The sequence below is a fragment of the Streptococcus mitis genome (genome assembly GCF_946190155.1).
GTDB classification, from domain to species: Bacteria; Bacillota; Bacilli; order Lactobacillales; family Streptococcaceae; genus Streptococcus; species Streptococcus mitis_CL.
Genome location: NZ_CAMHZL010000001.1, coordinates 209601 through 224352, shown reverse-complemented (window position 1 = coordinate 224352; position 14752 = coordinate 209601). Strand labels below are relative to the sequence as shown.

At 38.5% G+C, this 14752-nt stretch carries 11 protein-coding genes and 1 pseudogene; all 12 read left to right on the top strand.

The window, feature by feature from the left end; all coding sequences use genetic code 11:
• Positions 1-1560: an AAA family ATPase gene (locus tag N8O80_RS01030; protein WP_061589713.1), complete on the top strand. Its 1560-nt coding sequence runs from the start codon at positions 1-3 to the stop codon at positions 1558-1560.
• Positions 1561-1565: 5 nt separating this feature from the next.
• Positions 1566-3002, top strand: coding sequence for an LlaJI family restriction endonuclease (locus tag N8O80_RS01025; RefSeq protein ID WP_061589714.1), 1437 nt, complete (start codon positions 1566-1568; stop codon positions 3000-3002).
• Positions 3003-3616: 614 nt separating this feature from the next.
• Positions 3617-4498: a diacylglycerol/lipid kinase family protein gene (locus N8O80_RS01020; protein ID WP_261026386.1), complete on the top strand. Its 882-nt coding sequence runs from the start codon at positions 3617-3619 to the stop codon at positions 4496-4498.
• Positions 4499-4561: 63 nt separating this feature from the next.
• Complete coding sequence (locus N8O80_RS01015; RefSeq protein WP_261026383.1) at positions 4562-5053, top strand: phosphoribosylanthranilate isomerase; 492 nt, start codon at positions 4562-4564, stop codon at positions 5051-5053.
• A 173-nt stretch (positions 5054-5226) separates the two neighbouring features.
• The gene (locus N8O80_RS01010) at positions 5227-6966 is read left to right on the top strand and encodes a glycoside hydrolase family 13 protein (protein WP_261026381.1); all 1740 of its coding nucleotides are present in this window, start codon (positions 5227-5229) and stop codon (positions 6964-6966) included.
• Between the two features lie 85 nt (positions 6967-7051).
• Positions 7052-7924: pseudogene (locus tag N8O80_RS01005) on the top strand (DUF4300 family protein).
• A 176-nt stretch (positions 7925-8100) separates the two neighbouring features.
• Positions 8101-8412, top strand: a complete 312-nt coding sequence (locus tag N8O80_RS01000; protein WP_020901364.1) for a hypothetical protein — start codon at positions 8101-8103, stop codon at positions 8410-8412.
• Positions 8413-8964: 552 nt separating this feature from the next.
• Positions 8965-10425 carry an aminotransferase class I/II-fold pyridoxal phosphate-dependent enzyme gene (locus N8O80_RS00995; RefSeq protein WP_261026379.1) on the top strand — a complete coding sequence of 487 codons (1461 nt, stop codon included), beginning with the start codon at positions 8965-8967 and terminating at the stop codon, positions 10423-10425.
• Positions 10426-11286 carry a polyamine aminopropyltransferase gene (gene speE, locus N8O80_RS00990; RefSeq protein WP_000366726.1) on the top strand — a complete coding sequence of 287 codons (861 nt, stop codon included), beginning with the start codon at positions 10426-10428 and terminating at the stop codon, positions 11284-11286. It begins immediately after the preceding gene.
• Positions 11283-12542 (top strand): saccharopine dehydrogenase family protein, encoded by a 1260-nt coding sequence (locus tag N8O80_RS00985; RefSeq protein ID WP_261026373.1) that lies wholly within the window; start codon positions 11283-11285, stop codon positions 12540-12542. Before speE ends, N8O80_RS00985 begins: the two co-directional genes overlap by 4 nt.
• Complete coding sequence (nspC, locus tag N8O80_RS00980; protein ID WP_261026372.1) at positions 12542-13669, top strand: carboxynorspermidine decarboxylase; 1128 nt, start codon at positions 12542-12544, stop codon at positions 13667-13669. Before N8O80_RS00985 ends, nspC begins: the two co-directional genes overlap by 1 nt.
• The gene (gene aguA / locus N8O80_RS00975; RefSeq protein ID WP_261026369.1) at positions 13666-14751 is read left to right on the top strand and encodes an agmatine deiminase; all 1086 of its coding nucleotides are present in this window, start codon (positions 13666-13668) and stop codon (positions 14749-14751) included. The genes nspC and aguA overlap by 4 nt, the downstream gene beginning before the upstream one ends.
• Position 14752 lies beyond the last annotated feature (1 nt).

Genomic DNA, 14752 nt, shown 5'->3' with positions numbered 1-14752 from the left:
ATGGAAATACAGAAGTTTAATATCCCAAGCAGTTTTGTTAGTAAAAAATTGAAATTAGATTCTGACGCTGGTGCTGGTGAAGCCAAATTATTTGTGGGCTCGAAAGGAAATGAAGATCAACTAAAATCATTTTTCTCAAACTTTAGTGATTTTACATCATATAAAATACATAAAGCAGATTTACTAGACTATCTAAAAACTGTTAAAATTGAGTATGTTGGTCAGAAATACAATAAATATAAAGAAATTGATTATGACTATTTTAAAATGGTTGAAGAGTATGTTTCTAAATTAGAAGATTCAATTGAAATTAAACTGGAACTATACAGTGATGAAAAACGTGTATATATTAGACCAACAGAAGATTATAAAAAAATATTCAATTCTTTGATAAGAAATCTTGCACTTCCCAAAATTACTCAGTTAGTTGTAGAGAGAATAAATGAATTTGAGTTTGTAATAAAATTGGAAGTTGACATTAATAAGTTATATACTTCTGAGCTAGTGACTAACATTGAATTAGTTTATAAAAGTAATTTTTCTTCTGTTTTTTCTCTAAATAGAGTTCTTTTTGGTGCACCTGGTACTGGTAAGAGTCATAAGTTAGGTGAAGATATGGTCAATTTACTTGAAAATGCTGAAAAAGACTATGAGAGGGTAACTTTCCATCCAGATTATACCTTTTCTCAGTTTGTTGGTACTTATAAACCGGTTCCTATTATAAATAAGGATGGAAAAGAAGAAATCTCTTATCAATATGTCCCTGGGCCATTCATCCGTTCTTATGTAAAAGCACTTAAGAGTGCTCAAACAGATAATCCTAAACCTTATCTTTTGCTAATCGAGGAGATTAACCGAGCTAAGGTTGCAGCAGTCTTTGGTGACATTTTCCAATTATTGGACAGAACAAATGGTGTCAGTGAATATCCAATTCGTACTTCTGAGGATTTGAGACAGTATCTTGCGAACGAACTGAAAGTTTCAGAAGATCAAGTAGCTACATTGACTTTGCCAGACAACCTATATATTTGGGCCACAATGAATAGCGCTGACCAAGGTGTTTTCCCTATGGATACTGCCTTTAAGAGACGCTGGGATTTTGAGTATCTAGAATTGGATGGCGGAGAAGCTGAGATTGAAGGATATAAATTTAATGTTGGGAGTCAAACTTATGAATGGAATGCACTTCGTAAGGCTCTCAATGAAGTTCTATCTGAAGACTACAAAATCAATGAAGATAAGTTGATGGGTCCATTCTTCATTAAACTTGATTCGTATAAGATTGAGGTTAAATCAGATGCTAGTAATCCAGCCGAGTCAGATAAGAAATCTTATGAGTCTATCCTAAATGACGAGTTTCTTGATGTCTTCAAGAACAAGGTCTTGATGTATCTCTTTGATGATGCTGCTAAGCAGAAGAGGAAAGATTTCTTCCAAGGAGTAGAGAATTCAAACAGATACTCAGTTATCTGTAAAGAGTTTGAAGCGAAAGGATTACAGATTTTTGCTCATAGCGTCTCAAAAAAATATGATGATTTTGCTTCAAGCGATAAGGACTAGATTATATGAAGTCAGTGTTTATTCGTGAACAAAAGAGATATACCTTTCATGAACTTCAATTTAGATTTAATCTAGATAAAGAACCACTTCAAAAATTACTCCTACGCTTGAAATCCTTTGGTATCTTAAAAACTGTAAAAAACACTAAAGAACAACAGGAACTATCAGATTTATTTGAAGAAGATGCTGAACTGGAGGAACTTTCTACTGGTGGGAGTGAGTTGCTCTATGTCTTTACCTATGTTGGGCTTGTGATGATTCAGAACTTCGTTCTTAAGTGTTATCCTAAGTATATCAATAAGGAAAAAGAACTCGATATCAAGCTCAAAGAGGTTATTCAAGTCATTGAGAAAGCTGATCAGAAGGAACAAGAAATACTGATTTATTCAGAGTATGATTCAAGCAGCTCTTTCAATGAACTAGCTCTAATTATGTATTTCTTGAATGATTATTTTGAGTATGGTTTGTACAATGTTGAGGATACAATTTTAGAAATCAATGGTTATGGGGATATTAACTGGGATAAAACTATTAATGACACCTTTACCATTATTTCGAATAATCGTCCTTATTATCCAGAGTTGCTTACTCAACGGAAGATTCATGATGAGACACACTTTATCAAACAACTTCATGAAATTATTTTGACTCAAGCCACTAAGACTTTGCAGGATGCTGATTTGCATGACTTGTTAGGCTTACCAGAACTTCTTTTGACAGAGGAGAAGATGGACGATTTAGCTGAAAAGGACTATATTCTTTATCGAATCGAGCAGCAACTTTCTGTTGAGTTTAATACTAGAAACCAATTGTTACTAAAAGCTCTTTATATCTACGTTGATAATAAGGATACATCATCAGAAAAAAGTGATATCAGTTTCTTTGGAACGAACTCATTCCATGTGGTTTGGGAGAAAGCTTGTGCAGTAGCTTTTGAAAATCATCTTGATTATTCACTCAAGTCTCTTGGACTGGGTGATAGCACAAAAAGCTTGAAAGATATTATTGAGAAACCTAAATGGACTTCAAAAGGAATTGAAAAGAAAAGTGATACCTTGATTCCAGATACCATATCAGTTCAGTCTCCTCTGTTTATGATTTTTGATGCTAAGTATTATCTATTAAAAGTTGAGGATAAAGGACTATACAATAATCCAGGGATTGGAGATGTGACGAAACAATTCTTGTATCAACTAGCTTATAAAGATTTGCTTGCTTCCCAAGAAGAACTAGTTGTGAAAAATTTCTTTGTGATGCCAACTGAGTCAGAAACAGATCTTGACTTTGGTTCAGTGACCATGGAGATGTTTACAGGTAAAACTTTGGAATTGAGTCCTGTTTATATCATCAAATTGAATGTAGATGAAGTTTATCGTGCATATTTAGAGGAAAGGCCACTTAAGGAAGTAATTGAAACATTAAAAGCTAGCAGTAGTGTTTAGTTGACTATTTGATTAGTCTAGAAATAATAAATGGGGGAACTGAAGTAACATTGTAGGAACAGCAACCTGATGAGGGTTGCTGTTTCAAATTGTAAAATATCACAATTTTTGATATACTAGTAGAGTAAATTGTTCATTTAACTCGATTCCCGATGACAGGCTAGGAGTTATTAGTCTGGTTGTACTGGTGTGCTTATTAGTTAAGAAGCTCTCTGTCAATGAGAAAGGAGATTTTATGAATCCAGTAATGTTAAAAATAATCGAAACTCATAACGAGGTTCTTGGTTTCATTTCTAGTTTGTACCTTATAATTCAAACCGTCGCCCATAAACTTGGAATCTTAACTAATGAATCGGGTTAAGTGAATAATTGCAATGTAACGTCAGCAGTAATATAAAAGGTTACTGTTTTTTTAATATATCTAGAAAATCTAAAAGTGTTGTAATAGAGTCAGAATTGATTAGGAGGGGACTTTGATGGGAAAATAGAATAAAAGCATATTAATCTCCAGTACGTCATATTTCTCTTTTCTGTATTTTCATTGTATAATAGGATTACATTTACTTGCATACGACGAAATGTAAACATTTCTATTTAAAATTAAGGAGAAATTAATGAAAAAGGTAATGTTAATTATCAATCCTACTTCTGGTGGCGAGAAGGCTTTGGATTACAAAGAAAAGCTGGAGAATAAAGCAAAAGAATACTTTGAGCACGTAGAAACCAAAATTACCGAAAAGGCGCTGGATGCAACATATTTTGCTGAGGAAGCTTCTCGTGAGCAGTACGATGCAGTGGTTGTGTTTGGTGGAGATGGGACTGTCAACGAAGTCATTTCGGGTATTGCTGAGAGAGACTACATTCCTAAGTTAGGGATTATCCCAGGTGGGACGGGTAACCTCATTACGAAACTGTTGGAAATCAATCAAGACATTGATGGCGCGATTGATGAACTGGATTTTAATCTAACAAATAAGATTGATATCGGAAAAGCGAATGACAATTATTTTGGTTATATTTTTAGTATCGGTTCTCTTCCTGAAGCGATTCACAATGTTGAAATCGAGGACAAAACAAAATTCGGTATTTTAGCCTATGCTGTAAATACCATGAAGTCTGTCATGACAGATCAGGTCTTTAACATTAAGGTTGAGACAGAAAATGGAAATTATGTTGGTGAAGCTAGCCATGTTTTGGTTCTCTTGACAAATTACTTCGCTGACAAAAAAATCTTTGAAGAAAACAAAGACGGCTATGCCAACATTTTGATTCTAAAAGATGCTTCTCTATTCTCCAAATTATCCGTTATTCCTGATTTATTAAAAGGAGATGTTGTCGGCAATGATAATATTGAGTATATCAGAGCGCGTAATATTAAGATCTCTTCAGATAGTGAATTGGAGTCAGATGTTGACGGCGATAAATCGGATAACCTACCTGTAGAAATCACAGTCCTAGCTCAGCGAGTAGAAGTATTTTCAAAACCGAAAGAGTAGAAGGTAAAAATTAGTTTATTATTCACAATGAAATTAAGTTCTATATCAACGATTGGAGGAGGAATGAATTCTCTATTTGATGAATTTCGAACAATTTGTTCTCATTTAAACCAAATCGGAATCACTCCGACGCTCATGGGGTCTTTGGGTTTTGAATACCGATCAAATGAAGAATGGGGGCCGTCTGACATTGACATTCATGTGCCTGGTGACCCTAGAGGTTGGGAAGCACCTGATCATCTCAGAATTTATGAGTGGGACAAGATAATGAAAGTGATGAAACACTTAGGCTATGCCTTAATAGATATTCATGAGCATGAATTCAAAAAAGATGGTCTGAGTGTTGAATTCGGAAGTATCGATTCTTTACCTGATTTTGCTGGAGTTTCGGAATCGGATATAGAGTTGATTCATCTCGAAAACATCACTTTTCGCGTTCCAAGTTTGGAACAGTTTTTAAGTATTTACAAGGCTTCTTCCCAAGATTCTTATCGAAATGAGCACAATAACAATAAGGATTTTAAAAAGATAGAGTGGCTGGAAAGACATTTGTGAATCATCATTTGAAAAGTAGTTGGTTGTAAGACTGGCTGCTTTTTTATTTATAGAACCAAACCACTAGAATCTACGGACAAGCCTTGAAAATAAAATACGAAAGTAGTATACTAGAATCACAATTATGAAAACGTTTGCGTAAAATTTGAATTGGAACTCAAGGAGACAAATTGATGGAATTAAGTGCCATTTACCATAGGCCAGAGTCGGAGTTTGCCTATCTTTATAAGGATAAGAAGCTTCATATTAGGATTCGAACTAAGAAAGGGGACATTGAAAGCATCAACTTGCACTATGGAGACCCTTTTATCTTTATGGAGGAGTTTTATCAGGATACAAAAGAAATGTCCAAAATAACTTCGGCTGCCCTATTTGATTATTGGCAGGTTGAAGTGTCCGTCTACTTTGCACGTATCCAGTATCTCTTTGAACTCAAGGATACAGAAGGTCAAAGTATTTTGTATGGTGATAAAGGGTGTGTGGAAAATTCTCTAGAAAATCTTCATGCTATTGGAAACGGATTTAAGTTGCCTTATCTTCATGAGATTGATGCCTGCCAGGTTCCTGACTGGGTTTCAGATACGGTATGGTATCAGATATTTCCTGAGAGATTTGCTAATGGAAATGCTCAATTAAACCCAGAGGGGGCTTTAGACTGGGATTCATCTATCACACCTAAGAGTGATGATTTCTTTGGTGGTGATTTACGGGGGATTATTGACCATCTGGATTACTTGCAAGACTTAGGCATTACTGGACTTTATCTTTGTCCTATCTTTGAATCTACGAGCAATCATAAATACAATACGACAGATTACTTTGAAATTGACCGTCATTTTGGAGACAAGGAGACTTTTCGAGAGCTGGTCGAGCAAGCGCATCAGCGTGGTATGAAAATCATGCTGGATGCTGTATTTAACCATATTGGTTCACAATCGCCTCAATGGCAAGATGTTATCGAAAACGGTGAGGAGTCTGCTTACAAGGATTGGTTCCATATTCAACAATTCCCAGTGACTACTGAAAAGCTAGCTAATAAGAGAGACTTACCCTATCATGCTTTTGGTTTCGAGGACTATATGCCTAAGCTAAATACGGCCAATCCAGAGGTCAAGGACTATCTTTTAACGGTTGCGACTTATTGGATTGGAGAGTTTGATATTGATGCTTGGCGTTTGGATGTGGCTAATGAGATTGACCATCAGTTTTGGAAGGATTTTCGCAAGGCTGTTTTAGCTAAAAAGCCTGATCTTTATATTTTAGGAGAAGTCTGGCATAAGGCTCAGCCTTGGCTAAATGGCGATGAGTTTCATGCGGTTATGAATTATCCTTTATCTGATAGCATCAAAGACTATTTTTTACGAGTTGTTAAGAAGACAGACCAGTTCATCGATGAAATCAATGGCCAATCTATGTATTACAAACAGCAGATTTCAGAGGTTATATTTAATCTCTTGGATTCGCATGATACAGAACGAATCTTGTGGACGGCCAATGAAGACGTTCAACTGGTCAATTCAGCCCTAGCCTTTCTCTTTTTACAAAAAGGAACACCCTGCATCTATTATGGAACCGAGCTATCCTTGACCGGAGGACCAGACCCAGATTGTCGTCGTTGTATGCCTTGGGAACGTGTCTCAAGTAACAATGATATGCTGAATTTTATGAAGAAGCTGATTAATATTAGAAAACACGCGTCAGCAATCATTTTGCAAGGCAAGTATAGCCTAAAAGAAATCAAACAAGATGTAGTAGCTCTGGAATGGACATACGAAGGCCGGGGCCTTAAAGCCATCTTTAACCAATCAAGAGAAGAGTATCTTTTAGAAAAAGAAACAGTAGCACTAGCAAGCAATTGCGAAGAATCTGAGAATAAGCTTGTGATTTCTCCAAAAGGGTTTGTGATTTTATAAAAACTAGTTGATGAAGATTATGGTTTATTTTACAACTTATATAGTATAATAAAGCTAGTTACTAAACCTGTAAAAGGAGAAAGAGATGAAGAAATCAAGTAAATTAGCCACATTAGGAATCTGTTCAATCTTGTTTTTAGGCTTGGTTGCTTGTCAACAACAAAATACTACTTCTGATGGAACGAATCAAAGGCAAACCAGTTCAGCGAAAGTTCCATGGAATGCTTCATACACCAACCTAAACAATCAGGTAAGTACAGAAGAGGTCAAATCTCTTTTATCAGCTCACTTGGATCCAAATAGTGTTGATGCATTTTTTAATCTTGTAAATGATTATAATACCATTGTCGGCTCGACAGGCTTATCAGGAGATTTCACTTCCTTTACTCACACCGAATACGATGTTGAAAAAATTAGCAACCTTTGAAATCAAAAGAAGGGCGATTTCGTTGGGACCAACTGCCGTATCAATAGTTATTGTCTTTTGAAAAATTCAGTCACCATTCCAAAGCTTGAAAAAAATGACCAATTGCTTTTCTTAGATAATGATGCGATTGATAAGGGAAAAGTCTTTGATTCACAAGATAAGGAAGAATTTGATATTCTATTTTCGAGAGTTCCAACTGAAGCAACTACAGATGTCAAGGTTCACGCTGAAAAGATGGAAACATTCTTCTCCCAGTTTCAATTTAACAATAAAGCTCGAATGCTATCTGTAGTCTTACACGACAATCTGGATGGTGAGTATCTATTTGTAGGCCACGTTGGAGTCTTAGTGCCTGCTGATGATGGTTTCTTATTTGTGGAGAAATTGACTTTCGAAGAGCCCTACCAAGCGATTAAATTTGCCAGCAAGGAAGATTGTTACAAGTATTTAGGCACCAAGTATGCGGATTACACAGGTGACGGACTGGCTAAGCCTTTCATCATGGATAATGATAAGTGGGTTAAGCTTTGATAGTGGTAAGATATGACAGTAATCCTAGGACATTTATATTTTTGATGAGTTATTTTAATCGTTAATATCTAGAAACCACTCTTTAGAGTATTACACATATTTTCAAAACAGTCCATTTGTAGTTTTATCTGGATTGGTATATAATTTAACTTAGTAAAAATAGGAGGACTAATCGAATGGAATTAAAAGATTTTACAGAAAAAGAACAGGAAATGATTAAGAAGGGACTTACGACGTCTAAGATTAGTGACAAGGAAACTGCTGAGAAGATTCTTGCTTTAGTACCACAAGACTTGATTAAGCGAATCCCATTTTTCGTCAGAAAACATGCTACGACACGTACGATTAAACGCATTTCAATTGAACACCCTGAACTCTACGCTGCAGCTCAAACAAGTGGTGAGATTCCAGAAAAAGAACGCGAAGAATTGCGTCAGATTATCACGACTATCTTTGAACAAAAGATGAATAAGCATAGTATTCGTTAAATACAAAATCCGAGAACTAGAAGATTCTAGTTCTTTTTATATCCGCTTTCACATTATACAACTTATTCAAATCTATATAAAATATTATTTTTCCGAACAAAAATAGATATTTTTTTAAAAAAGTACTTTACAGAGTGTTTGAAGTATGATATAGTAATAAAGCTTAGAAAATGAGATGATGTTTTCTAGCAAATATAAACCCGAGTAAAAAATGCCTACGGACAGGCAGGGTTGAATGCCGAAGCGTGGTTGAAAAACCACATTATTGATAGGGTTAAAAGCCTACTTTTATAAGTTGATGTTAGGACGCTTGTCCTAATTCATAAATTTTTAGTGTGGTGAAAGCACACGTCATCTTGTGAAACGATCAATAAAGTACGTAATATTTGCTACTAGAGAGTTAGGAAACATCAGGAACAGACATACTCAACAGAAACAAACATAAAAACGTCAGAAGATTGCAGAGCAGGTGAAAACCTGCTCTTTTTTCATGAGTCAACCTTTAGTTCCTTAGTTTTCATAAGGTTCTAAAAATATGGAAAGGAGTCTGTCTTGAAAGAGTTAGATCAAAACCAAGCCCCAATTTATGAGGCCTTGGTGAAGTTACGCAAGAAAAGGATTGTTCCCTTTGATGTTCCAGGTCACAAGCGTGGACGAGGAAATCCAGAACTTGTTGAACTACTAGGAGAAAAATGTGTTGGCATTGATGTCAATTCGATGAAACCCTTGGATAATTTAGGCCATCCCATTTCGATTATTCGAGATGCAGAGGAGCTGGCTGCAGATGCTTTTGGAGCAGCCCATGCCTTTCTCATGATTGGGGGAACAACTTCATCGGTGCAGACTATGATTCTGTCAACCTGCAAGGCTGGAGATAAGATTATTCTGCCACGAAATGTCCATAAATCTGCTATCAATGCGCTGGTTCTGTGTGGTGCTATTCCCATCTATATCGAGATGAGTGTAGATCCTAAGATTGGTATCGCTTTAGGTCTTGAAAATGACCGAGTAGCCCAGGCCATAAAGGACCATCCAGATGCCAAGGCCATTTTGATTAACAATCCTACTTACTACGGAATCTGTTCAGACCTAAAGGGGTTGACAGAAATGGCTCATGAAGCTGGCATGATGGTTTTAGTAGATGAGGCTCACGGAGCGCATTTGCATTTCACTGATAAACTTCCAATTTCTGCTATGGATGCAGGGGCTGATATGGCAGCAGTTTCCATGCATAAGTCTGGCGGGAGTTTAACCCAAAGCTCCATCCTTCTTATCGGGGCGCAGATGAATCCTGAGTACGTTCGTCAGATCATCAACCTGACCCAGTCTACATCTGCCTCTTACCTACTTATGGCTAGTTTGGATATTTCACGTCGCAACTTGGCCCTTCGTGGTAAAGAGTCTTTTGAGAAAGTCATTGAGCTCTCCGAGTACGCTCGCCGTGAAATCAATGCCATAGGTGGCTATTATGCCTACTCAAAAGAGTTAATAGACGGTGTCTCGGTTTGCGATTTTGATGTAACCAAGCTGTCAGTTTACACTCAGGGTATTGGCTTAACAGGTATCGAGGTTTATGACCTCCTGCGCGATGAATACGACATTCAGATCGAGTTTGGTGATATTGGCAATATCTTGGCCTATATTTCGATTGGTGACCGCATCCAAGACATCGAGCGCTTGGTCGGTGCTCTAGCTGATATTAAGAGACTCTATTCACGAGATGGGAAGGACTTGATAGCTGGAGAATATATTCAGCCCGAGTTAGTGCTGTCTCCACAAGAAGCCTTCTATTCAGAGAGAAAAAGTTTGTCTTTAGACGAATCTGTTGGACAAGTCTGTGGAGAATTTGTTATGTGTTACCCTCCAGGAATTCCTATCTTGGCTCCTGGTGAACGTATTACACGAGAAATTGTAGACTATATCCAATTTGCAAAGGAACGTGGTTGCTCCCTCCAAGGGACGGAAGATCCAGAGGTCAATCACATCAACGTCATTAAGAGAAAGGAGAACTAGATGGATTTATGGTTTTCTGAAGTTCATACTCCAGATGTGAAATTGTCCTTGAGAACTGCCAAGCAACTCTATGCTGGAAAAAGTGAATGGCAGGATATCGAAGTCTTGGATACGCCAGCTTTTGGGAAAATACTGATTTTAAATGGGCACGTCTTGTTTTCAGATGCGGATGATTTTGTTTACAATGAGATGACCGTACACGTTCCCATGGCTGTCCACCCAAATCCCAAGAAAGTCTTGGTTATTGGGGGTGGTGACGGTGGTGTTGCCCAAGTTTTGACACTGTATCCAGAATTGGAACAAATCGATATTGTGGAACCGGATGAGATGCTGGTTGAAGTCTGTCGTGAGTATTTCCCAGACTTTGCTGCGGGTCTTGATGATCCTCGTGTCACCATTTACTACCAAAATGGACTGAGATTTTTGAGAAACTGTGAAAATGATTACGACATCATCATCAACGATGCGACAGATCCATTTGGACATACGGAAGGGCTCTTTACCAAGGAATTTTACGGCAATAGCTATAGAGCCTTGAAAGAGGACGGAATCATGATCTATCAGCATGGTAGTCCTTTCTTTGACGAAGATGAGTCAGCTTGCCGAAGCATGCACCGCAAGGTCAATCAAGCCTTTCCAATCAGCCGGGTTTATCAGGCGCATATCCCAACCAGTCCAGCGGGCTATTGGTTGTTTGGATTTGCATCGAAAAAATACCACCCTGTCAAAGATTTTGACAAGGAAGGCTGGAAAAAACGCCAGCTTTTCACAGAATACTACACTGCAAACTTACACGTGGGAGCCTTTATGTTACCCAAGTATGTAGAAGACATTTTAGAAGAAGAGGAAGGAAAAAAATGAGTCGTTTATTAATTATTGGATGTGGGGGCGTTGCCCAAGTTGCTATTTCAAAGATTTGTCAAGATAGCGAAACCTTTACAGAGATTATGATTGCTAGCCGTACCAAGTCAAAATGTGATGACTTGAAAGCGAAGCTAGAAGGTAAAACAAGTACAAAGATTGAGACAGCGGCTCTTGATGCTGACAAGGTAGAAGAAGTGATTGCCCTGATTGAAAGCTACAAACCAGAAGCTGTTTTGAACGTAGCTTTACCATATCAAGATTTAACCATTATGGATGCTTGTTTGGCAACAGGTGTCCACTATATCGATACTGCCAACTACGAGGCTGAGGATACAGAAGACCCTGAGTGGCGTGCTATCTATGAAAAACGCTGTAAGGAACTTGGTTTTACAGCTTACTTTGACTACTCATGGCAGTGGGCTTATCAAGAGAAATTCAAAGAAGCAGGCTTGACTGCTCTTCTTGGTTCTGGTTTTGACCCAGGTGTGACTAGTGTCTTTTCTGCTTACGCCCTCAAACACTATTTTGATGAAATCCATTATATCGACATTTTAGACTGTAATGGTGGTGACCACGGTTATCCATTTGCAACCAACTTTAACCCAGAAATTAATCTCCGTGAGGTTTCTGCGCCAGGTTCTTACTGGGAAGATGGAAAATGGGTCGAAGTCGAAGCTATGTCTATCAAGCGTGAGTACGATTTCCCTCAGGTTGGACAAAAAGACATGTATCTTCTCCACCATGAAGAAATTGAATCATTGGCCAAGAACATTCCAGGTGTCAAACGGATTCGTTTCTTTATGACTTTTGGTCAATCTTATCTAACGCACATGAAATGTCTTGAAAACGTTGGTCTCCTTCGTACAGATTCTATTAACTTCAACGGCCAAGAAATTGTTCCAATCCAATTCTTGAAAGCCTTGCTTCCAGATCCAGCCAGCCTTGGCCCACGTACTGTAGGTAAAACCAATATCGGATGTATCTTTACAGGGATCAAAGATGGTGTTGAAAAGACTATCTACATCTACAATGTCTGCGACCATCAGGAGTGCTACGCAGAGGTTGGTTCACAAGCCATTTCTTATACAACAGGTGTTCCTGCTATGATTGGGACAAAATTAGTGATGAATGGTACATGGAAACAGCCTGGAGTTTATAACCTTGAAGAATTGGATCCAGATCCATTCATGGAAGCTTTGAATGAGTATGGTTTGCCATGGGTTGTGGTTGAAAATCCACAAATGGTGGACTAATGAAGCTAGAACAAGTACCAACACCAGCTTACGTCATTGACTTGGCAAAGTTAGAAGACAACTGTCGCATTTTACAATATGTACAAGAAGAAGCCGGTTGCAAGGTTTTACTTGCTCAGAAGGCATATTCTCTCTACAAAACCTATCCCTTGATTAGCCAGTATCTATCAGGTACGACTGCAAGTGGTCTCTATGAGGCCAAGCTAGCTAGAGAAGAGTTCCCTGGTGAAGTCCATGTTTTTGCACCAGCTTTCAAGGATGAGGACATGGAGGAATTGCTTGAGCTAACAGACCATATCGTCTTTAACTCCGAGAGACAGTTGCGTAAATATGGAGCTCGTTGTCGTGAGGCTGGTATCAGTGTAGGTTTACGTCTCAATCCTCAATGTTCAACACAGGGTGACCACGCGCTCTATGACCCTTGTGCACCAGGTTCTCGTTTTGGTGTAACACTAGATAAAATTCCGAGTGATTTGATGGATTTGGTTGACGGACTACATTTTCACACCCTTTGCGAGCAGGGAGCGGATGATTTAGAGACAACTTTGAAAGCTGTAGAAGCTCAGTTCGGTTCGTACTTACATCAAGTCAAATGGCTCAATATGGGTGGTGGTCATCACATCACAAGAGAAGACTACGATATAGATTTGCTGATTTCTGAAATTAAGCGAATCCGAGAAACTTACAATCTTGAAGTTTATATCGAGCCAGGTGAAGCCATTGCGCTCAACGCGGGTTATCTAGCAACTGAAGTATTGGATATTGTAGAAAATGGTATGGAAATCTTGGTTTTAGATGCTTCCGCGACCTGCCATATGCCTGACGTACTTGAGATGCCCTATCGTCCACCTTTGAGAAACGGCTTTGAGGCACAGGAAAAAGACCATACCTATAGACTTTCTTCCAATACCTGTCTGACGGGTGATGTGATTGGCGATTATAGCTTTGAAAATCCAGTTCAAATCGGAGACAGACTTTATTTTGAAGACATGGCTATTTATTCATTTGTCAAAAATAATACCTTTAACGGTATTGGATTACCAAGTCTTTATCTCATGGACGATCAGGGTTACTGCAGCTTAGTCAAAGCCTTCGGCTATCAAGACTTTAAAGGGAGATTATCATGATGGACAGTCCCAAAAAATTAGGCTATCGCATGCCAGCAGAGTACGAACCCCATCATGGTACCCTCATGATATGGCCGACTCGACCAGGTTCATGGCCTTTTCAAGGTAAGGCAGCTAAAAAGGCTTTTAGCCAGATTATCAAAACCATAGCAGAATGGGAAAAAGTCTATCTTTTGGTGGAACAAGACTACTTAGTCGAAGCACAAGACTACCTTGGAGATAGCGTTGTTTATCTAGACATTCCCACCAATGATGCTTGGGCCCGTGATACTGGTCCGACTATTCTCCTTAATGATAAAAGGGAAAAGTTGGCAGTAGACTGGTCTTTCAATGCTTGGGGTGGTGCTGTTGATGGTCTTTATCAAGATTATGAAGATGATGACCAAGTAGCCAGTCGTTTTGCTGAGGCCTTGGAAATGCCTGTTTATGATGCCAAACCTTTTGTCCTAGAAGGCGGAGCGATACATAGCGATGGTCAAGGAACCATTCTCGTGACTGAAAGTTGCTTGCTTAGTCCTGGTCGCAATCCTCATCTAAGTAAAGAGGAAATCGAGTATACCTTATTAGAGAGCCTTGGTGCTGAAAAAGTTATCTGGCTTCCTTATGGTATTTATCAAGATGAAACCAATGAACACGTTGACAATGTTGCAGCCTTTGTTGGTCCTGCTGAGCTTGTCTTGGCTTGGACGGACGACGAAAGCGATCCTCAATATGCCATGTCAGCAGCTGATTTAGCGCTTTTAGAAAAGGAAACAGATGCAAAAGGTCGTCACTTCACCATTCATAAATTGCCTATCCCTGCAGTTCGTCAAGTTGTGACAGAAGAGGATTTGCCAGGCTACATCTATGAAGAAGGAGAAGAAGAGCGATACGCAGGTGAAAGGCTTGCTGCTTCCTATGTCAATTTCTATATTGCCAACAAGTCTGTCTTAGTTCCACAGTTTCAAGATAAAAACGACCAAGTAGCCTTAGATATCCTCAGTAAGTGTTTCCCAGACCGTAAAGTTGTCGGAATTCCAGCCAGAGATATTCTTTTAGGTGGTGGCAATATCCACTGTATTACCCAACAAATCCCAGAATAGG